Annotated in this window: 14 protein-coding genes; 12 read left to right on the top strand and 2 right to left on the bottom strand. The window is 72.0% G+C overall.

Translation table 11 applies throughout. The features are described from left to right. Positions 1–154 precede the first annotated feature (154 nt). The 9 genes from R3E98_20250 to R3E98_20290 all read left to right on the top strand — a co-directional run bounded on the left by R3E98_20250 (position 155) and on the right by R3E98_20290 (position 15,977). On the top strand, positions 155–1,417 hold the full coding sequence (locus R3E98_20250) for a hypothetical protein (protein MEZ4425737.1): 1,263 nt from the start codon (positions 155–157) through the stop codon (positions 1,415–1,417). A gap of 136 nt (positions 1,418–1,553) precedes the next feature. Then, a complete protein-coding gene (locus tag R3E98_20255; GenBank protein ID MEZ4425738.1) occupies positions 1,554–3,833 on the top strand; it encodes a glutamine amidotransferase in 2,280 nt (759 codons plus the stop codon). After that, positions 3,833–4,804 (top strand): hypothetical protein, encoded by a 972-nt coding sequence (locus R3E98_20260; protein ID MEZ4425739.1) that lies wholly within the window; start codon positions 3,833–3,835, stop codon positions 4,802–4,804. Before R3E98_20255 ends, R3E98_20260 begins: the two co-directional genes overlap by 1 nt. Beyond that, complete coding sequence (locus tag R3E98_20265) at positions 4,801–7,392, top strand: tetratricopeptide repeat protein (GenBank protein ID MEZ4425740.1); 2,592 nt, start codon at positions 4,801–4,803, stop codon at positions 7,390–7,392. The genes R3E98_20260 and R3E98_20265 overlap by 4 nt, the downstream gene beginning before the upstream one ends. Then, positions 7,389–8,192 carry a DUF4159 domain-containing protein gene (locus R3E98_20270; GenBank protein MEZ4425741.1) on the top strand — a complete coding sequence of 268 codons (804 nt, stop codon included), beginning with the start codon at positions 7,389–7,391 and terminating at the stop codon, positions 8,190–8,192. Before R3E98_20265 ends, R3E98_20270 begins: the two co-directional genes overlap by 4 nt. Positions 8,193–8,233: 41 nt before the next feature. Next, positions 8,234–9,277 (top strand): MoxR family ATPase, encoded by a 1,044-nt coding sequence (locus R3E98_20275; GenBank protein ID MEZ4425742.1) that lies wholly within the window; start codon positions 8,234–8,236, stop codon positions 9,275–9,277. 2 nt (positions 9,278–9,279) lie between these two features. Then, on the top strand, positions 9,280–10,269 hold the full coding sequence (locus tag R3E98_20280) for a DUF58 domain-containing protein (protein ID MEZ4425743.1): 990 nt from the start codon (positions 9,280–9,282) through the stop codon (positions 10,267–10,269). A 1-nt stretch (position 10,270) separates the two neighbouring features. Continuing rightward, positions 10,271–12,334, top strand: a complete 2,064-nt coding sequence (locus tag R3E98_20285) for a BatA domain-containing protein (GenBank protein ID MEZ4425744.1) — start codon at positions 10,271–10,273, stop codon at positions 12,332–12,334. Between the two features lie 25 nt (positions 12,335–12,359). Beyond that, positions 12,360–15,977, top strand: coding sequence for a DUF4175 family protein (locus R3E98_20290; protein MEZ4425745.1), 3,618 nt, complete (start codon positions 12,360–12,362; stop codon positions 15,975–15,977). 90 nt (positions 15,978–16,067) lie between these two features. On the opposite strand, the gene R3E98_20295 is transcribed toward R3E98_20290, so the two are convergent. Next, complete coding sequence (locus R3E98_20295) at positions 16,068–16,889, bottom strand: hypothetical protein (GenBank protein MEZ4425746.1); 822 nt, start codon at positions 16,887–16,889, stop codon at positions 16,068–16,070. 86 nt (positions 16,890–16,975) lie between these two features. Between R3E98_20295 and R3E98_20300 the strand changes: the two genes are divergently transcribed. Further along, positions 16,976–17,422 carry a MerC domain-containing protein gene (locus R3E98_20300; protein ID MEZ4425747.1) on the top strand — a complete coding sequence of 149 codons (447 nt, stop codon included), beginning with the start codon at positions 16,976–16,978 and terminating at the stop codon, positions 17,420–17,422. Between the two features lie 11 nt (positions 17,423–17,433). Here the strand turns inward: R3E98_20300 and R3E98_20305 are convergent, their stop codons facing one another. Further along, complete coding sequence (locus tag R3E98_20305; protein MEZ4425748.1) at positions 17,434–17,802, bottom strand: transcriptional repressor; 369 nt, start codon at positions 17,800–17,802, stop codon at positions 17,434–17,436. 65 nt (positions 17,803–17,867) lie between these two features. Here R3E98_20305 and R3E98_20310 point away from each other — a divergent pair, with 65 nt between their 5' ends. Then, on the top strand, positions 17,868–19,214 hold the full coding sequence (locus R3E98_20310; GenBank protein ID MEZ4425749.1) for a VanZ family protein: 1,347 nt from the start codon (positions 17,868–17,870) through the stop codon (positions 19,212–19,214). Positions 19,215–19,285: 71 nt separating this feature from the next. Next, positions 19,286–21,415 carry a fibronectin type III domain-containing protein gene (locus R3E98_20315; protein MEZ4425750.1) on the top strand — a complete coding sequence of 710 codons (2,130 nt, stop codon included), beginning with the start codon at positions 19,286–19,288 and terminating at the stop codon, positions 21,413–21,415. Positions 21,416–21,425 lie beyond the last annotated feature (10 nt).

The raw sequence follows: 21,425 nt of genomic DNA on the forward strand, positions 1-21,425 counted from the left end.
CACCCCTCCTCCGTCCACTCCGGGTGGGAGCGTGTCGATCTCGCGTTCGTAGTCGCGGGTCGTCCGCGCGGAGCTCCCACCCGGGGGCTCCGCGCCCAACCCGCCCGCCCCGCCTCGTTTCCCCGGACCGGCCGCGCCCCTACCATGGGGCGCCATGCGCCCACCCGGACTCTCCACCCGTAGCGCCCTCGCCCTCGCCGCCCTGATCGGGCTGTCGGCCGTGCTGGACCGTCCCGCCGTCGTCGACGTCCGCACCGGTCTCCCGCCGGCCGACGCCGTCCTGGTCCGGCCGCCCGCGTACGTGCTGCTGTCCCCCGTGGCCGCCGTCCTGGACAGCCTGTCCCTGCTCGCGCTGTCCCAGCACATCGCGCTGCTGCTCTCCGTGCTGGTCGCGTTCGGCCTCTGGCGCTGGCGGCGGCGGCCGGCCCACCGCACGTGGGGACGGGCCCTCCTGGTGGAGCCGGCCGCCACCCTGGGCTGCCTGGCCGTGCTGGTGGGGATCTACGCCGTGATGACCTTCGTCCCGCGGCCCGTCCCGCGGCTGGAGGTCCTCGACCCCGACCTGCTGGTCGTCGACTTCCATTCCCACACGGAGCACTCCCACGACGTCGGGCCGCGCTATCCGGTGGAATGGAACCGCCGCGTCCATGTGCGCGGCGGGTTCGACGCCGCGTTCCTCACCGATCACGGCGGCTGGGACGGCATCCCCGAGGCCCTCGCCTCGAACCCGGCCACGGCCGGTGAGGGGTTCGTGCTGCTCGTGGGCTCCGAGCTCTGGCTCGGGCGGGAGAACACGCTCGCCCTCGGGGACTCGCTCACGTACCGGCCACGGCTCGACAGCCTGGGCATCCGGATCCTGCCCGAGCGCGGTGCGCCCCCCGAGGGCACGCGGCCCACGCTGCTGCTGACGCTGCCGGCCCGACGCCCGGCCGAGGCGGTGGGCTGGAGCCCGGACGAGCCCTGGGGACTCGTGGGCCTGGAGGTCAACGACGCCTCACCCAAGGGGCTGGAGCAGGGCCGCGGCGAACGGGCGCTGCTTCTCGCGGTTGCCGAGCGCGAGGACCTGGCGCTGGTCTCCGGCTCCAACAACCACGGCGCGGGACAGACGGCAGCGGCGTGGACGCTGCTACGCATCCCCGGCTGGCGCGACCGGAGTCCGGCCGAGCTGGAGCGCACCATCGCCGATCGGCTCCACCGGGAGCGGGCCGGAGCCACCCGGGTGATCGAGCGGACCCTCCCGTTCCCCCGCCCGTGGGCGGCGGTCGCGTTGACGGCGCTGACCTGGCCCTGGCACGTCCTGGCGAGCCTCTCCCAAACGGAGCGGCTGGTCTGGCTGTTGTACGGGACGGGGCTCTGGGCCGTAGGTTCGATCCGGACCCGTCGCGGAGCCGGACCAGACCGGCCGCTCCGCGGGTAGTCCAGAATCCGGGCCGCTCGCCCCGCCAGGGGCGCTGGCGTGACGGGCCGGACAAACGTGACGCCCGGCAGCGCGTCGAACCCGGAACCACCAGGCGCGCCCGGCGCGTCGTCGCTCCGATCGCGAGAGGCCCCGCGTGCTCGAAGATCTCGCCCAGTTCCTCTTCAAGTACCGCCCGGTACTGTTTCGGGAGGGCGAGATCCATCTGGCCGCGCCGGGGTGGGTCTGGATCCTCACGCTCGGGACGGCCCTCGCGCTGCTGGCCGCCGCCACCTACCGCCTGGCCCGGGGTCGCAGCAGCCGGCGCGATCGGGTCGTCCTCACCGCGCTGCGCGCCGGCATCCTGGGCGTCCTGATCTTCGCGCTGCTCAAACCCACGCTGGTGCTCACGCGCGTCATCCCCGAGCGCAACTTCGTGGGCATCCTGGTCGACGATTCCCGCAGCATGCGGATCGACGATGGCAGCGGCGTGTCGCGCGCGGACGCGGCCCTGGCCCAGGTCACCCTGGACGAAGGCTCCCTCCTGAGCGAGCTGGACGAGCGCTTCGGCGTGCGCGTCTTCCGCTTCTCCGACGTCGCGCAGCGGATCGACTCGCTCTCCGATCTGGGCTTCTCCGGTCGTCGCACGGATCTGGCCGGCGCGCTGGACCACGTGCGCGAGGAGCTGGCGGGGGTGCCCTTGTCGGGCCTGGTGGTGTTGAGCGACGGGGCCGACAACGGGGAACGCCCGCTGCAGGACGCGCTGCTGCCGCTGAAGGCCGCGGGCGTTCCGGTCTTCACGGTGGGGATCGGCGAGGAGAGCCTCCCGGCCGACGTGCAGGTCACGCGCGTGGAGACCCCACGGGAGGTCCTGCGCGGCACGTCCGTGGTGGTCGACGTCGTGCTGACCCACACCGGCTACACGGGGCGCACGGTACCGTTGGTGGTCGAGGACGACGGGCGCGTGGTGGCCACGCAGGACGTGGAGCTCGGGCGTTCGGGCGAGCCGTCCACGGTGCGCGTCCATTTCCAGACCAGCGATCGCGGCCCCCGCGTGTTCCGCTTCCGTGTGCCGGTCCAGGAGGGCGAGCGCGTCGCCGAGAACAACGCCCAGGACGCCCTCGTGGTGGTGGCGGACGCGACCCGTGACGTGCTGTTCTTCGAAGGCGTGCCGCGTCCCGAGCTCACCTTCGTGGCGCGCGCGCTCGCCGGGGATGGCAACGTGCGCACCGTGCGTCTGACCCGCACGGCCGAATCGAAGTATCTGCGCCAGTCCGTCCGGGACAGCGTGGAGCTGTTGGGTGGATTCCCCAACACGCGCGAAGTGCTCTTCGACTACGACGCGCTCGTGCTGGGCAGCGTGGAGGCCAGCCAGTTCACGTCGGACCAGCTGCAGATGGTGGCCGACTTCGTGAGCGAGCGCGGCGGCGGCCTCCTGGTCGTGGGCGGCAAGCGGGCTCTGGCCGAGGGTGGGTTCCGGGGCACGCCCCTGGAGGATGCGCTCCCGGTGGTGCTGGAGGAGCCCGCCGGTGGCGAGCCTGCGTTCGCGACGGGTCTGCAGGTCCGGCCCACCCGCGCCGGTGCCTCCCATCCCATCACCCAGATCGTTCCGGAAGGCACGGACCTCGAGGAGGCCTGGGCCTCCCTGCCCGCGCTTTCCAGCTACAACCCGGTGCACGACGTCAAACCCGGCGCCACCACGCTCCTCACGGCGGACGCCGCCGACGGGGAGCGGGTCGTCCTGGCCTTCCAGCGCTACGGCCGCGGCAAGTCCCTGACGTTCGCGGTGGAGGACTCGTGGCAGTGGCAGATGGGGTTCGAGGTGCCGCTCGAGGATCAGCGCTTCGAGACCTTCTGGCGCCAGCTGCTGCGTTGGCTCGTGGACGGGGTGCCGGAACGCCTGGAGACCCGACTGCCGAGTGACCGGGTCGAGCCCGGCCGTTCCGTGCTCGTGCAGGCCGAGCTGGCCGACTCCGGGTTCGTGGAGATGAATGGAGCCGACGTCTCCGCCACCGTCGTCGGCCCGGGCGGTGAGGAGCACCAGGTGACCATGGACTGGACCGTCGAGCGGGACGGCCTCTACGCCGCCGACGTGGAGACCTCCGAGCCGGGGCTGTACCGCATCGTCGTGGATGCCGCGCGTGAGGGCAGCAGCCTCGGCAACGACACCGTCTATGTGCGCGCAGAGGAAAGCCAGGCGGAGTTCTTCGATTCCGGCATGAAGTCCGCCCTGCTGCGGCGCGTGGCCGACGAGACCGGAGGCCGCTTCTACACCCCCGCCACGCTGGCGTCCCTCCCCGAGGACCTGCAGTACACCGGCGGCGGGGTCACGCAGATCGAGGAGCAGGACCTCTGGGACATGCCGATCGTGTTCCTCGCCCTGCTCCTGCTCATCGCGGCGGAGTGGGGACTGCGCCGCGCCCGGGAGCTCGCCTGATGAGAACCCTGCCCGCTGTGCTCACGCTCGCGCTGGCGCTCGTGGCGCCCGCGGCTGCCCGGGCCCAGGAGACGCACTGGCTGATCGTCTCCGGACTCGGGGGCGAGCCGGAGTACCGCGACCTGTTCCGGGACTGGGGCACCCGCCTCGCCACGGTCGCGCGTTCCCAGGGATCGTGGGTGCGCTACCTCGGCGAACGCCCGGACGAGGACGCCCGCATCGACGCCGCCCCGCGCAAGGAGGGCCTCGAAGCGGTCTTCGATTCGCTCGGGACCGCGACCGAGGCGGGCGACGAGGTGGTCGTCGTGCTCATCGGGCACGGCTCCGCCGACGACGGCGGCGCGCGGATCAACCTGCCCGGTCCGGACCTGTCGGACGGGGACTTCTCGGAGCTCCTGTCCCGCCTCGAGGGTCGACGCATCGTGTTCGTGAACACGGCCAGCGCGTCCGGCGAGTACGTGCGCACGCTCTCCGGGCCCGGACGGGTGGTCCTGACCGCGACCCGGAGCTCCGGCGAACGCAACCAGACCCGCTTCGGCGGCTTCTTCGTGGAGGCGCTGGAAGGCGGCACCGCCGACGCCGACAAGGACGGTCGTGTCTCGGTGCTGGAGGCCTTCCTCTACGCGCGCCGGGAGACGCTGCGCACCTACGAGACCGACAACAAGCTGGCCACCGAGCACGCCCTGCTCGACGACAATGCCGACGGCCGCGGTTCGGAGGAGCCTTCGCCCACGGCGGAGGACGGCGGCATGGCCGCCACCTTCTACCTGGCCCGGACGGGCACGGCGGCGGTCGTCACCGATCCCGCCCTGGCTCCGCTCGTCGCCGAACGGGAGCGCCTCGAGCGCCGCATCGCCGAGCTGCGGCAGCTGAAGGACTCGATGGAGCCCGCCGAGTACGAACGGCAGCTCGAGGAGCTGCTGCTGGAGCTGGCGCTCGTCAACCGACGCCTCCAGGGAGGCGGCGCATGAGACGATCCCGTTCGCACCGCCGTCTCGTGGCGCTCGTGCTCGGCACGCTCCTGCCCGCTGCGTGCGCGGCCCAGCAGGAGGCGACCCTGGAAGGCGCCCGCGCCGCCGAGCGTGCCGGGCGCTACGACCAGGCGCTCTCCCTGTACGAACGGCTGGACGACGGCTCCGCCGCGTCCACCGAGGCCCGCGCGGGGCGCCTCGACGTGTTGTTGCTCACCGGTCGGTACGCAGAAGCCGCGGAGTTGGCGGGGACGGACGTGCGTCTGGCCACCCGTCGCGCCCGCGCGCTCCTCGCCCAGGGCTTCCACGAGGAGGCCGCGCAGGCGCTGGACGCGGCCGTCGCGGCGGATGTGCCGGATGCGCTGGCTGCGCGCGTGCTGCGGGGCGAGCTCTACCGGATGCGGGGCGAGCTGGACCGGGCCCGCGCCACCTGGGACGGGCTCATCGACGCCTACAACCGCGGCCGCCCGCTGGATGCGCAGGACCTGGTCGCGGTGGGGACGGCCGTCCGCCGGCTCGGGGCATGGGAGTCCGTCTACTTCCACGATGCGGTCAAGGCATACGACGAGGCGATCGCGGCCGATCCCGGACTGGCCGAGGCGCAGGTCGCGATGGCCACCCTCTTCCTGGACAAGTACGACTCGGGCGAGGCCAAGCAGATCCTGGACGGGCTGCTCGAGCGCAACGCCCGCCATCCCGAGGCGCTGCTGGCGCAGGCACGGGCGCTGCACTTCGACGGGTCGGGCCAGGCCGAGGTGCGGGCCCGGGAGGCCCTCGAGGTCAACCCCGACCTGGTCGAGGCCCGGGTGTTCCTGGCGCGGCTGGCGCTGGAATCCGAGGACGAGGCGGGCGCCATCGGCGAGGCGCAGACGGCGCTGGGCGTCGATTCCACCTCGTTGGAAGCGCTCTCCGTGCTGGCGGCAGCGCACTGGCTGGAGGGAGACAGCGCGGCCTTCCACGAGGTGGAGGCGCGCGTGCTCGCCCTCAATCCCCGGTACTCCGCGCTCTACACGGATCTGGCGGACCTGGCCGCGCAGCGTCGTCTGTACGCGAGCGCCGCCGACCTCGCGCGCCGCGCGGTGGCGCTCGACGCGCGCGACTGGGAAGGTCACGGCCACCTGGGGCTCAACCTGCTCCGCATCGGGGCCATCGACGAGGGACGCACCGCGCTCGAGGCCGCCTTCGCGGGCGACCCGTTCAACGTGTGGTTCAAGAACACCCTGGACCTGCTCGACACGTTCGAGCACTACGACGTGATCCCCACCGAGCACTTCCGGGTGGTGCTGCACGAACGGGAGTCGGCCGCCCTCGCGCCGTACGTGACCGACATGGCCGAGCGCGCCTATGCGGCCCTCGAGGAGCGCTATGGCATCGAGCCCCCGACCCCCATCCGCCTCGAGGTCTATCCCGACCATGCCGACTTCTCGGTCCGCACGGTGGGGCTGTCCGGGATCGGAGCGCTCGGTGTGAGCTTCGGACCCGTCCTGGCCATGGACTCGCCGTCGGCCCAACCCCGTGGGGACTTCAACTGGGCGTCCACGCTGTGGCACGAGGTCGCGCACTCCTTCCACATGGCGGTGTCGGAGAACCGCGTGCCGCGCTGGTTCACCGAGGGTCTGGCCGTCCACGAGCAGCGACGCGCCACGGCCGGGTGGGGGTTCGCGCCGAGCCCCATGTTCCTCCACATGTTCCAGGAGGGGGGTCTCCGTCCGCTCAGTGAGCTGAACGAAGGCTTCATGCAGCCGCGCTCACCGCAGGAGGTACCCTTCTCCTACCTGCTGGCGTCGATCGGCATCGAGTGGATCGAGGAGCAGGCCGGGTTCGAGGGCATCCGCGCGTTCCTCGTGGGCTACCGCGACGGCAAGGACACCGGGACCCTGATCCGCGAGGTCACCGGGATGGAGACCGGAGACGTCGACGAGGCGTTCGATCGCTACGTGCGTGAGCGGTACGGACACGCCCTGGACGCCACGCGTCCCCGCCCGGGGGCGGAGCGGCTCGGTGCCGCCCATCCGGACGACTTCAGCGCCCAGCTGCAGGAGGGCCAGCGCCTCCTCCAGGACGGCGACCTGGACGGCGCACGCACGGCGCTGGAGCGCGCCGCGGAGCTGTTCCCGGAGTACGGCGGTCCGGATGGGCCCTTCTGGCAGCTCGCGCGTCTGGAGGAGCAGGCCCAGCGTCCGGAGCGCGCCATCGCCCACGCCGAGCGGCTGCTCACGGTCAACGAGAGCCACGTGGACGGCGCCACGTTGCTGGCCCGCCTGGAGGCGCAGACGGGGGACACGACCGGCGCCATCCAGGCGTGGGAGCGGGTCCTGGAGATCACGCCCCTGGAGGCCGAGCCCCACGCGCAGCTGGCGGCCCTGCTGGAGGCGCGGGAGCGCTGGTCCGACGCCGCCCGGGAGCGGGCCGCCGTCGTGGCGCTCGACCCTGCGGACCGTGCCGAGGCCTTCTACCGGCTCGCGGAAGCGCGCTTCCGTGCCGGACAGATCGCGGAAGCCCGCAGCGCCGTGCTCTCGGCGCTCGAGATCGCGCCTTCGTACGGGCCGGCCCTCGACCTCCTGCTGCGCATCCGGGGGACCGGATGACGGCGCTCCGGTGGCTCCTGGCGCTGGGCACCCTCGGCGCGGCCGGCGGGGCGGCGGTGCACGCGCGTCCGGCCCCGGCGCCCGCAGCGGACGTCGCCGCGCGCGACGCCGGGGTGCAGGAAGGTTCGGACTACACGGGCCAGTTCACGTTCGTCCGCATCCGCGTGCAGGACGACCTGCGCAGCTTCGGGCGGCGCGGCCGCGGCGAGCCTCCCTGGGCGCACGACTATCCGCGCGCCGAGCGCAACTTCCTCCGCATCCTGGAGGAGACGACGACCGTCGATCGTCATCCGGACGGAACCAAGATCCTCACCACCGACGATCCGGAGCTGTTCCGCTATCCCGTGGCCTACATCTCGGAGCCGGGCTTCTGGACCGTGACCGACGCCGAGGTGGCGGGGCTCCGGGAGTGGCTGCTCAAGGGAGGCTTCCTCATCGCGGACGATTTCCGTGGCCGCGACTGGTACCAGTTCGAGGCCGTGATGTCGGAGGCGCTCCCGGATCTCCGCTTCGTGGAGCTCGACCCGTCCATGGAGGTGTTCGACTCCTTCTTCCGGATCGAGTCGCTGGCGTTCCAGCCTCCGCCGGACTACCGCTTCGACCCGCGAAGCGGCACGCCCCAGTTCCTGGGCCTGTTCGAGGACAACGATCCCACGAAGCGCCTCATGGTCGTGGCCAACTACAACAACGACATCGGCGACTACTGGGAGTGGTCGGATGCGGGCTTCATCCCGATCGACCTCTCCAACGAGGCCTACAAGCTGGGCGTCAACTACGTGGTCTACGCCCTGACCCACTGACCCGACGGGGCCACCCCGGTCCCCGGAATCACGGCAAGGAGATGACGGTGAGCTCCATCCAACCTGGAACCGCTACGCTGGATTCGGTCGACGACGTCGCGCTGGCCGATCGCATGAAGGCCGGCCGCGAGCGGATCCTCTCCGAGCTACGCAAGCTCATCGTGGGTCAGGACGACGTGATCGACCAGGTGCTGCTGACGCTCTTCGTGGGCGGCAACAGCCTGCTGCTCGGCGTTCCCGGACTGGCGAAGACGTTGTTGATCCACACGCTCGCCCGCGTGCTCGACCTGGACTTCTCCCGCATCCAGTTCACGCCCGACCTCATGCCGTCGGACATCACCGGCACCGACCTCATCCAGGAGGACGCCGAGACCGGACGGCGCTCCATGGTGTTCCAGCCCGGACCGGTCTTCGCGAACATCGTGCTCGCGGACGAGATCAACCGCACGCCGCCCAAGACGCAGGCGGCCCTGCTGGAGGCCATGCAGGAGCACCGGGTGACGGTGTCGGGTCGCACGTACGAGCTGCCCGAGCCGTTCTTCGTGTTCGCCACGCAGAACCCGATCGAGCTGGAGGGCACCTACCCGCTGCCGGAAGCCCAGCTCGACCGCTTCATGTTCAAGATCCACATGGAGCACCTGCCCGAAGAGCACGAGCTCGAGGTGGTGCGGACCACCACCCGGGTGATGGACCTGGACTTCGATCCCGTCGTGACGGGGCCGGACCTCGTCGCCTTCCAGTCCCTGGTGCGGGGCGTGCCGGTGGCCGAGCCCGTGCTGCGGTATGCCCTGGGACTGGTCCGCGCCACCCGGCCCGCGCCCGACGGCGGTCTGGACTTCGTCCGCCGCTGGGTGTCCTACGGGGCCAGCGTGCGGGCGGCCCAATACCTGGTGCTCGGCGCCAAGGCGCGCGCGCTCACGCTCGGCCGCTACCACGTGACCTTCGAGGACATCCGCGCGCTGGCCCAGCCGGTGCTGCGCCACCGCGTCCTCACCAACTTCCACGCCGAGTCGGAAGGGGTGACCCCCGATCAGATCGTCGGGAAGCTGCTGGAGTCCGTCCCGCAGCCCCGTTCGGAGATGTAGCGGTGGCGAACTCCGCCTCCCGTCACGAACCGGGCTCCGACGGCGCCACCCATCCGGGTGCGCGTTTCATCGATCCGCGCGCGCTCGCGCGCATCGACAACCTGGAGCTCATGGCCCGGACGGTGGTGACGGGGTTCCTGAACGGCCTGCACAAGTCCCCCTACCTGGGCTCCTCCCTCGACTTCGCGGAGCATCGCCCCTACCTCCCGGGAGACGACATCCGCCGCATCGACTGGCGGCTGTTCGCGCGCTCGGACCGCTTCTACGTCAAGCTCTTCGAGGCGGAGACCAACGCGAACTTCGTGGCCGCGTTGGATGTGTCGCGTTCCATGGACTACGGGAGCACGGGCGTCACCAAGCTGGACTACGCGCGCTTCCTGGTGGCCACGCTGACGTACTTCTCCAGCCGGCAGCGCGACCGCACCGGCCTGGTGACGTTCGCGGATGACACGCTGATCGACTACGTGCCTCCGTCGGCCAAGCACCTCGACACCATCCTGCACACGCTGGCACGCATCACCCCCGGCACGTCCACGGCACCGCGCGGCGGGAGCCCCTCCGACGTGGAGGCGCGCTCCGGCGGGCTGGTGCAGACGATGACCCGGGTCGTCGACGCGGTGAAGCGCCGCGGCATCCTGGTGGTGGTGTCGGACTTCTACGAGCCGTCGGACACGGTCGTGGAGGCGTTGGGACGGGCCCGGTATGCCGGACACGACGTCATCGCCTTCCATGTCCTCGATCCCACCGAGCTGGAGTTCTCCTTCGACCAGCCGTCCAGCTTCGAGGACCTGGAGAGCGAAGTGCGCATCCCGGTCGTGCCCGAGCAGCTGCGGTCGAGGTACCAGGAGCTGATCGGCGCGCATACGGCGACGCTCACGCGCGAGCTGCCGCGGGTCCAGATCGACCACGTCCTGGTCGACACATCCAAGCCGTTGGACCGGGTGCTCTTCGAGTACCTCGGTCTGCGGGTCAAGCTCGCCAAGGTGCGCTGAGATGTCCTTCCTGACGCCCTGGTTCCTGGCGGGTCTGGCCGCGGTGGCGGTGCCGATCATCGTGCACCTGATCCAGCGCGACCGGAAGACGGTGGTGCGCTTCCCGTCGTTGATGTTCCTGGAGCGCATCCCGTTCCGCTCGGTGCGTCGCCAGACCATCCGCAACTGGCCTCTGTTCCTGCTCCGTCTCGCGGCCATCGTGCTCCTGGCGCTGGCGTTCGCCCGCCCGTTCCTGTCCGGCGGCGAGGGGGCGCAGCTCGCAGGCGGGCCCCTGGAGCGTGTGGTGCTCGTCGACCGCTCCTACTCGATGGCCTGGGAGGGCTCCTTCGAGCGCGCCCTGGACCAGGCGCGCAGCGCGCTCACGGAGTTGCAGGACGGCGACCGCGCTTCGGTGATCGCCTTCGACGAGAACGCCACGGTGCTGGCCCGTTCGGTCGACCCCACCACGGCCCGCCGGGCCCTGGACGGGCTCACGGCCAGCGACCGCACCACCCGGCTCCGCCCCGCCCTGGAGATCAGCCAGGCCATCCTGGAGCAGTCACGGCTGGGCCGGCGCGACGTCATCCTGATCTCCGACTTCCAGCGCGGCGCGTGGCGCGGCGACGAGGACGTGGAGCTCCCCACCGGCACGCAGGTGACGCCCGTCCCCATCCGCCCGGATCGCCAGCGCAACGTGGCCCTGTACTCGGTGGGGTTGGAGCGTTCGCGCGCCGCGGCGCGCGAGCGCGTGACCGCCACCGCCCGGCTGGTGAACCTCGGCGATGCCCCCGTCACCGCCACCGCCACGTTGGAGCTGGGCGGCCGCGCGCTGGAGAGCCGGACGGTGGAGCTGGCCGCGGGGGGTGAGGGAGACGCGACCCAGGCCGTCTCGTTCCAGCCCTTCACCCTCCCGGGCGAGAACACGCTCGCGCGCGTGCGCATCGACGACGATCCGCTCGCGCCCGACAACACGTACGACCTGGTCCTCGACCCGGAGGCGACGCCGTCCGTCCTGCTGGTGGAGCCCGCGGGTGGCCGGGCCAACGCGTCGCTGTACCTGACGCGCGCGCTGGAGATCGGAGGTGAGATCCCGTTCCGGGTCGCGACCGTGCGGGCCGACCGCCTGACGCCGGCCCTGGTGGCCCAGCACGGGATCGTCCTCTTCAACGGCGCGGCCCCTCCCAACGACGCGGTGGCGGAGGCGCTGCGGGAGCACCTGACCTCCGGAGGCGGCCTGCTGGTGGCGCTGGACGACCGCTCGCGCTGGAGCGAGGCCCACCAGGACCTGCTGCCCGGTCGCTTCGGCGGGCCCACGGACCGCCCGGGCGCGGCGCTGGGCTACCTCGACTACAACCACCCCGTCTTCGAGCTCTTCAGCACGCCCCGCTCGGGTGACTTCACGGCCGCGCGCTTCTTCCGCTACCGCGCGTTCACGCCGGACTCGACGGCCGAGGTGCTGGCTCGCTTCGACGACGGAGGCATCGCGCTCGCGGAGGGTCGGCACGAGCGGGGCCGCACCCTGCTGTGGACCACCGGCCTCGACAACTTCTGGAACGACCTGGCGCTGCAGCCCGTGTACCTGCCGTACGTACACGCGCTCGTACGCTACCTGTCGGGTCGGAGCGACCCCACGCCGGCATACCGGGTAGGGGATGTGGTGGACCTGAGCGCGGGTGTGTCCGCCGTCCAGGAGGACGCCGAGGCGGAATGGCTGGTGCTCACGCCCGGGGGCGAGGCCCGCACGGTTGCGCCCGGGGCCGTCGGCGAGCGGTTCCTGCCCCTCGAGGAGGCCGGCGTCTACGAGGTCCGGCAACGGGCGGACGGACCGACCGTACGGAGGATCGCGGCCAATGTCGATCGGGCCGAGTCCACCCTGACGGAGCTGGATCCCGACGTGATCGTGGCCGCGATCGGATCGACCCCGACGGACGCGCCCACGGCAGCGGGAGACGGCCGCGACGAGGGCGAGATCCGGCGCGCCCAGGAGGCGCGCACGCCCGTCGGCTGGTATCTGTTGTTCGTGGTGTTCGGACTGTTGGCGCTGGAGACCGCACTCTCGAATCGAGCGTCGCGCCGACCCGCCTGAGGTCGCCGCGCACGGAGGCACGACGATGCGCAAGAACACGAGGTCGAACGACCACCGGGAGCTGACCGGCATCATCCGTCGGGTGCGCGGGCGCTGGCGCTTGCGCGTCGCGCTACGCGGATTGGCCGTCACCGGCGTCGTCGTGCTGCTCGCGCTGCTGGTCTCCGGTGTCCTGCTGGAGACCACCCGCTTCGCCGCGACGCCGCTGCTGGCCGCCCGCATCCTCACGGCGCTCGCCACGGTCGGCGTGGCGCTGTGGTTCCTCGTCCGCCCGCTGCTCCGGCGCGTCGACGACGAGCGGGTCGCCCTCTACCTGGAGGAGCACGAGCCCGCGCTGGCCCAGACCGTCCTCAGCGCCGTCGAGGCCGCCCACTCACCGGCCGCAGGCTCGTCGTCGGCGCTGGTCCAGCGCGTCGTGCAGAACGCCGTGGACGCCTGTCGCCGGGTCGACTACGGGCGCCGCATCGAACGGCCGGCGTTGGTCCGCTGGGGTGGAGCGCTCACCGCCACCGTGCTGGTGGCCGTGGCCCTCTTCACGTTGGGGCCGGCCTATCTGCGGCATGGTGCGGCGGCGGTCCTGCTGCCCACCGTGTCCGCGACCGACGCCAATCCCTACCGCGTGCACGTCACGCCGGGCAACGCCACCGTCTCACGGGGCTCCGACCTGACCATCCAGGCCGAGCTGGGTGGCTTCACCGCGTCGGAGGCCACGCTCTACTGGCGCGCGGCCGGCGCGGAGAGCTACGACCCGATCCCCATGGTGCTGGGCGAAGGGAGCGCCTTCGAGGCGCTGCTGTTCGCGCTGTCCGACGCCGGTGACTACTTCGTCGAGTCGTCCGGCGTGCGGTCGGAGAGCTTCCACGTCGCGGTCGAGGATCTCCCGTACGTCTCCGCGCTGGAGCTCGAGTACCGGTTCCCGGCCTACACCGGCCTGCCTCCCCAGATCGTGGAAGCGGGTGGGGACGTCGCCGTGCTGCGCGGCACCACCGTGGTGCTGCGCGCCACGGCCACGCAGCCGAGCGCGGCGGGCAACCTCGTGCTGGGCGACTCCACGCGGAATGCCCTCGAAGATGCAGGCGCCCTGTCCTGGACCGGGTCCTTCGACGTGCGCACGCCCGGCACCTATCGCATCGAGTTCCAGGCGGACAACGGCGTCTTCGTCCCCGCCTCGCCGGAATACGTCATCGACGTGCTGGACGACCAGCCCCCCAGCGTCTCGCTGGTCAAGCCCGGCCGGGACTCGCGGGCCAGCCCCATCGAAGAGGTCTACGTGGAGGCGCGCGCGGACGACGATTACGGGATCCGTTCGCTGCAGCTCGTCTACTCCGTCAACGGAGGGGCCGAAGACTCACTGCCGCTGTTCCGCGAGAGCGGCGCGCCCCGCCCCGAGGTCACCGCCAGCCACACGTTCTTCCTCGAGGAGATCGAGCTGGAGGCGGGCGATGTGATCTCGTACTACGTGCGTGCCACCGACAACGACCGGGTGGGACGGGCCAAGACGGTGACGTCGGACATGTACTTCCTGCAGATCCGGCCCTTCCGCAAGGACTTCGAGCAGGCGGACCAGGGACCCGGCGGTGGGGGTGGGGGTGGTGGCGCCATGGACGGCTCGCTGCCGGAGCAGCAGCGCCAGATCATCTCCGGCACGTTCAACCTCGTGCGGGACCGCGATCGCTACGACCCGAGCGAGTTCCAGGAGAACGTGGTCATGCTGCGCCTCGCGCAGGACCGGCTGCGCGCGCAGGTCGAGGGTCTCGTGGCCCAGATGGGCGAGCGTGGCGTCGCCTCCTCCGACGACGGGATGGCCAAGGTCGCCGAGGAGCTGCCCCGGGCCATCGAGCAGATGGGGATCGTCGTCGACTCCCTCGATGCCAACCGTCCCAAGGAAGCCATCCCGGCCGAGCAGAAGGCGCTGCAGCATCTGCTGCGGGCCGAAGAGGCGTTCCGGGACGTGCAGATCCAGATGCAGCAGGGCGGGGGCGGCGGCGGGGGCGGTGGCAGCAGCGCCGAGGAACTGGCCGACCTGTTCGAGCTCGAGCTCGACAAGCTCAAGAACCAGTACGAGACCGTCCAGCGTGAGCAGAACGATCAGACCGCGCAGGAGGTGGACGAGACGCTGGAGCGCCTGAAGGAGCTGGCGCGTCGTCAGGAGCAGGCCGCCGAGCGGCAGCGGCAGATGGCGCAGTCGTCCCCGAACGGCGGCGGCGGGGCCGGGAGCGCCGCGCAGCGCGAGCTGGCCGACGAGACCGAGCGGGCCGCGCGCGAGCTGGAGCGGCTGTCCCGCGAGCGGCGCTCGGAAGCGCTCGCCGAGACCGCGCGCCAACTGCAGGACGCCGCCGAGAACATGCGGAGGGCCGCGGCCGCGCGGGGCAACCAGAGCGCATCGGACGCGCGCGAGGCGCTCGAGCGCCTGCGCGATGCCCGGCGTCGGCTGGAGCAGGAGCAGACCGACCGGCTCGCGCAGGGTGCCGGATCCGCCATGGAGCGCGTCCGTCGGCTGCGGGACCAGCAGGACCAGATCACCCAGGACGCCATGGATCTGCCCACGGCCGCCGACCGCGCGGAGGCGCTCCAGCGCCTGAGCGAGCGCAAGGCCGCCATGGAGCAGGAGCTGCAGAGCCTGGAGCGCGACCTGGATCGCATGGCATCGGAGGCCCGACAGGATCCGGCGCAGCGTGAAGCCGGCCGGGAGCTGGGCGAGGCCGCCGACGTGATCCGTGACACGAAGCTCAAGGAGAAGGTGCGCTACACCCGTGGCGTCATCGAGGCGCGACCCGACCAGACCACCCGCCCGCTCGAGGAGCAGATCGAATCGGATCTGGACGCCCTGGGCGAACAGTTGCGGGAGGCCATGGAGGCCGCCGAGCAGGCGGGGGACGGCGCCCAGATGAGCGAGGCCCTGGACCGCGCGCGCGATCTCGTGCGTGGCCTCGAGTCGCTCGAGGAGCGGACGGGCAACGAGTCCCGCCGTCTGGGCGACCCGTCGGGCCAGGGGCAGGAGGGGCAGCAGGGCGAGCCCGGCCAGGACGGCCAGCCCGGGCAGCAGGGCCAAGCCGGCCAACAAGGCCAGGCGGGCCAGCCAGGTCAGCCCGGTCAGCAGGGCCAGGCGGGTCAACAAGGCCAGCCCGGGCAGCAGGGTCAGGCGGGGCAGCAAGGCCAGGCCGGTCAGCAAGGGCAATCCGGCCAGCAGGGCGGGGCCGGCGGCCAGCCGGGCGGCGAGGACCGGATGGGCGGCCTGGGCGGCGGCTTCGGACCGCGCGCCGGAGCGGCGGCCGGGCCGCTGTCGGAGGACGAGATCCGCCAGCTCCGCCGAGCCTATCAGGAGCAGCGTGCGGACGCCGAGGAGCTGCGGCGCCAGCTCGGAGCCGCCGGCGTGGACGTGTCCGACCTGGACGGCGTCATCGACCAGCTTCGTCGCTTCGACGACCGGCGCGCATACGCGGACGTGGAAGAGATCGCCCGCTTGCAGTCGGCCCTGCTCGAGCAGGTCAAGAGCTTCGAGTTCGGGCTGCGGCGCGCCGTGGAGGGAGACCGCGAGAACCTGCTTCTCCGGGGTTCCGGCGACGTCCCGCCCGGCTACGAGAAGCTCATCGAGGAGTACTACCGGGCCCTGGCCGAAGGCAGGCGCGACGGAGGTCGCTGACGGAGGGCGCCCGGCGCAGCCACGCCGGGCGCCGTTCCGCGTGGTGTCGGGACTCTGCCGGTGCCGGACGCCGGACGGGCGTCCACACCGTCAGAACGTCCGGCCGATCCGCAACTCCAGCCCATAGTCGGGGCTGAACGAGGCCAGGCCGCGCAGCGCCACCAGCTCGCCCCACGTAGCTCCTTCACTGCGGACGCGCAGACGCAGCTCCGAGAGATGCTCGTTGCCGCGCGGCGGCCCGGCATGGCGGGTGTCGTAGTGGCCCACCAGCTCCAGCCCCGCCGTGATCGTCGAGCGCGGCATCTGGATCCCGGCCATGTACAGGAACGGGTCCGTCTGGTCCGGCACGGTGCTGACGACCCCGAAGATGCCGAGTCCTCCCTCGGCGAACAGACGGACGTGGCTGGACTGCCACTGGGTCGCCACCGTGAAGAACACATCGGTCTCGTCCCGCTCCAGCCCTGCCGTCTCGTCCGTGGTGGGCAACCGCGCCCCGAAGCGGAAGGCCGCGCCCCACGCACTCCGCGGCTCGGTGAGGAGCACCATGGTGGAGAAGCGGTAGTCGCCCACGTCGGCGCGCCGTCCCTCCACGGCGTCCCGGACACCCGAGACCGGATCGTTGAGCGAGATCCGTTCGTCGAGCATGCGCCAGGCACTGCCGGACGCCTCGAAGAGCACGCGGCCCACCCGCACGACACCGCGCAGGCTCCCGAGCTCCACCATGCGCCCCTCCACGCCGGCCAGGGACGCGGGCTGGGCGGAGTAGATGGCGGCGCCCACGGACGCCGCCCCCAGCGGCAACCGGAAGTCCCGCCAGGCGATGGGATCGAGCGGGCGGATCTGGGCCTGCGCCGCCGACGGGCCCACGCAGAGGGCCAGGAGGGCCAGCAGCGCGGGGACGCGGGAACGCACCCCGGAGCGGAACGCCCTCGGGCTTCCCGGGATATGATAATCGATTATCATTCTATGGCCTGACCCGGACCCGGAGACGCTTGGCCGTGACGCCGACGGACGCACGTGTACGCACGACCCCGCAGTGGGTGGCCACCTGGCTGCCCGCCGCCTGCGCCGTGCACTGCGTGCTGACGCCCGTGCTCGTCGGCCTTTTCCCGGCGCTCGCCCTGTCCCACCGCTGGGAGGGGGTTCTGCTCGCCTCGTCCCTGGCATTGGCGCAATGGCCCCTGCGGTCCGGGTCACGGCTGCACGGCGATCGCCGTGTCCGGGCGCTCGTCTTCGCCGGCGCCGCGCTGTGGGCCGCGTCCATCTTGGGGCTGTTCGCGCCCCTCCCGGAGACCCTCGTCTCACCGATCGGCGGGCTCACCATGGCGGCCGCGCTCGTCTGGAACGGGCGGCTGATCCATCGGGCGCGCTGCCGCACCACGTGCGGATGTCCGCTTCCGCACGGACATGCCGCGAATCAGGGGATGGAAGCCGCCCGGACCTGACGCCAGTCCCTTCAGGCACAGGCGGCGCAGGTCCCGAAGAGCGTGATCTCGTGGTCCTCGATCGCGAACCCCCGGGGCACGAGATTGACGTAGGCGTCGGAGCACGCGTCGATATCGAAGGCCCTCTCGCAGATCCGGCACAGGAAGTGATGATGGTGCGGCTTGCCGGCACGCTCGTAGCGCGGCGGGCTTCCGGGCAGCTCCACCTGCGCGAGCCACCCTTCGTCGACGAGCCTCCGGAGATTCCGATAGACCGTGGCCAGCCCCAGACCCTCGCACTCCGCGCGCGCGGCCTCCAGGACCTCCACCGGGGCCAGGGGCCGTCCCGCCCGTTCCAGGGCGCGCCGGATGGCTTTCCTCTGCAGGGTCTCACGGGTCATGCCGTGAAGGTGGCCCCCCCCTCCCCTTCGAGCCAGTCCTGCGGCTCTGCCGTGGGGCGGACACCTTGAGCCTCCCGCCCTCGCCCCGCGTCCGGTGGGGAGCGCTGGCGGCCTACGTCGGCGTGGTCGCGGCCGCCACGCTCCTCCAGGCCCCGGTGGCCGAGAACCTGACGTTCGCCCAGCGCGTCGCCGAGTTCCTGCGGCCCCCGCTGCGGCCCTCCGCGCTCATCGATGCCATCCGCAACGTGGCCCTGTTCACGGGCTGGGGGCTGCTGTGGGTCCTCACCGCCCGCGACATCCGCGCGTCCCGCACGCTCCTGGTCGGCGCCACAGCCACGGGCGCCTCCCTCAGCCTCGCGGTGGAGCTGGCCCAGCTGTTCTTCACGAGCCGCACGGCCAGCCTTCTCGACGTCGCCACCAACACCACGGGTGCGGCCCTGGGCGTGTTGACCACGTTGGCCTTCCTGCGCCTGCTCGCTGTCGGCGTGGGTCGGCGCTCCTTCGTGGGGATGCCGGCGGCGTTGCTGGCCGCGGCCTACGCGTGCGCGTGCGCGGCGGAAGCCATCGTGCCCCTGTTCCGGCAGCGCATGGCGCCGGGAGCCTGGGGCGCCCCCGGGGAACGGCTCGCCACCGTCCTGGTCGCGTTCCGGGCGGATCCGAGCTGGTCCCTCCCGCTGGGGGATGTGCCGCTCTTCCTTCCCGCAGGACTGTTCACCGTCGCTGCCCTGGTGGAGCTCGGGTGGAGCTACCGCAGGTCCGCCGCGGTCACGACCGTGGCGGGTGTCGTGGCGGCGGTGGGACTGGAGGTCGCGCACGGCATGCTGGGCATCCCGATCCGCATGGGAGCGATCCTGGTACACGGGCTGGCTGTGCCTGCGGGCGCTGCCCTCGGAGCGGTCCTGCTGCCGCGCTTCAGCCGGGCACTGCGGGGCCCCGAGCGGCCGCGTGCCCTGCTGGCGCTCTACGCGGTGGTCCTGCTCGCGTGGCTGACCCGGCCCTACCGGCTCGATCTTACTCCACTCTCGCTGCACATCAAGATCACCTTTCCCTGGTGGTTGCCGCTCGGCGACGCGCGCTTCCGCACCGACCTGTTCGGGGTCTTCGACATCACCTCCGGGTTCCTGCTGTTCCTCCCGGTGGGGGCGCTCTTGGCGGTCTGGCCCCTGCGGCGCCGGGGCTGGGCCGCGGGCATCTGGCCCGTGGTGCTCTTCGCGCTCGCGCTGGAAGCCTCGCAGTTCGTGCTCTATCTCCGCCTGCCGACCATCACGGATCCCCTGGTGCAGTCGGCTGGAGCCGCCATCGGGTGGGCGGCGATGCGACGTGTCGGCTTCCCCCGGTACGGCGCTGCGTTGGAGCGGCAACCCCCGCCAACTGTTGACGCGACGGGAGGTTCCGGGTATCGATCCATATAGGGTCGGCACGCTCGACTCCTGCCGGCTTCCCCCACCGGCCACCCCACGGATTCCTGCAGGGATGGTCGATCGTGAACCGCGTCTCGCATCTCGCGCGGCGGCTGCTTTGGTTCTGCCCCCTCCTCGTCGCCGCCTGTGACACCGTCGCAGTCGCGCCGCTGCCCGTGGGCCGCGTGGAGATCAGCCCCCGGAGTGTGGACGTCGCGATCGGTGGCAGCGTGCAGCTGAGCGCGTCGGCGGTCGGCGAGGATGGCAATCCGCTGCCGGGCGTGGCCATCTCCTGGCGGAGCAGCGACGCGGACGTGGCGCTGGTGGATTCGCAGGGACGCGTCACCGGCCTCGAAGAGGGACTGGCTGCCATCACGGCCACGGTCGCGGGGGTCACGGCGTCCGCCGCGATCAACGTGCGCGAGCGCGGTCAGCTGCTGCTGTCCGACTCCCTCGTGACCTTGCGGGCAGACGTGGGCGGCGCCGGACCGGCGCCCGCGACCGTACGGATCAACGGCACCGGCGGGAGCCTCTCCGGGCTGACCGCACAGGTCGTCTACGACGCGGGCGACCCCATCGGTTGGCTCACGCCCTCCCTCGTCTCCACCGCCACGCCGGCCACGCTCGAGCTGGACGTGGACCCCGGGGCTCTGGGGTTGGGGCGGTACGGCGCCGAGGTGCGCATCACGTCACCGCTCGCCACGGAATCGGTGGCCGTGCGTGTGGAGTTCTCCGTCACCACCTCCACACCGTCCGTCCGGGTCGATCCGGACTCCGTGCGCCTCACCAACGCGGACCGCGCCACCGTGGACGTGGGGAACGGAGGCGGAGGCACGCTCACAGACCTCGTGACCACCGTGCGCTATGGCGGAGGGAGCCCGGGATGGCTCCGGGCTACGCTGTCGGGATCGACCGCACCCGTGACGCTCACGGTCGAGTCCCTGACGGGCTCGCTCGTGGCGGGCTCCTACACGGCCGAGGTGGAGATCGCATCCCGCGTGGCGGGTGTGCCGTCCGCGGTGCTCGCGGTGCGCCTGGACGTCGGCGCGGCTCCACCCAGGCTGGTCGTGGCGCCCGCGAGCGTCTCCATCCAGGGGAGCGTCGGCGGTACGCTCCCGCTCCGCACGGTCCAGGTCACCAACGGCGGGGCGGGCACGGTGACGGGGCTCGGCAAGGCCGTCAGCTACGCACCCGGAGAGCCTACCGGGTGGCTGATCGCCACGTTGGACCGTTCCAGCACCCCGGCTTCGCTGTCGCTGCTCGTGGGCACGGCGGGGCTGACGGCCGGTACGTACTCCGCTTCGGTGGAAGTCAACGGCAACTCGGTGGATCCGGTCTTCGTGCCGGTGCGGCTCACGCTCGATCCCGCCGCGCCCACCGCGCCGGCGGCTCCGACCGACCTCACCGCCACCGTGTCCGGCAGCGCGGTGGACCTGAGCTGGGTGGACAATGCCGGCAACGAGTCCGGCTTCGAGGTCGAGCGCCGCACGAGCGGCGGGGGATCCTTCGCCCGCATCGGCACGCCGTCCGCCAATGCCACCACCTTCACCGACACCGGCGCCCAGGCCGGCTCCTCCTACGAGTACCGGGTCCGTGCCTGCAACAGCGGCGGCTGCTCGGCATACAGCAACGTGGCCTCGGCGTCCGTCCCCGCGGCGGTGCCGGCCACGCCGGGCAACATGACGGCCCGAGCGACCGGATCGTCCGAGATCGAGGTGACCTGGAGCGACGTGTCCGGCGAGACCGGCTACGAGCTGGAGCAGAAGGGCCCCAAGGGCGGTTGGCAATCGGCCGCTCAGCTCGGGGCCGGCGTCACGACCTTCACGGCCACGGGCCTGAGCGCTGGCGAGACCTACGAGTACCGCGTGCGCGCCTGCAACGCGTCCGGGTGCTCGGCCTGGGCCGAGACCAAGGCCACGACGCCGCCGCCACAATCGCCTCCCGCCAACCCGTCGGGGTTGCGGTTCGTGTCCATCTCGCGAAGCCACATCGACCTCGAGTGGAACGACAACAGCAACAACGAGACGCGCTTCGAGATCGAGGAGGGGAGCATCTTCTCGGCATGGGTGAAGATCGGCGAGGTGGGCACCGACGAGACCACCTTCCGCGACACCAACGTCCGGCGCGGGTCGCTCCTCTACTACCGGGTGCGCGCCTGCAATGCGGCAGGCTGCTCCGGCGCCTCCCCCGCGATCGTCACCCTCGTGCCCTGAGCGGCGAGCT

The organism is Gemmatimonadota bacterium (genome assembly GCA_041390125.1).
Lineage (GTDB): Bacteria > Gemmatimonadota > Gemmatimonadetes > Longimicrobiales > Gaopeijiaceae > JAGQIF01.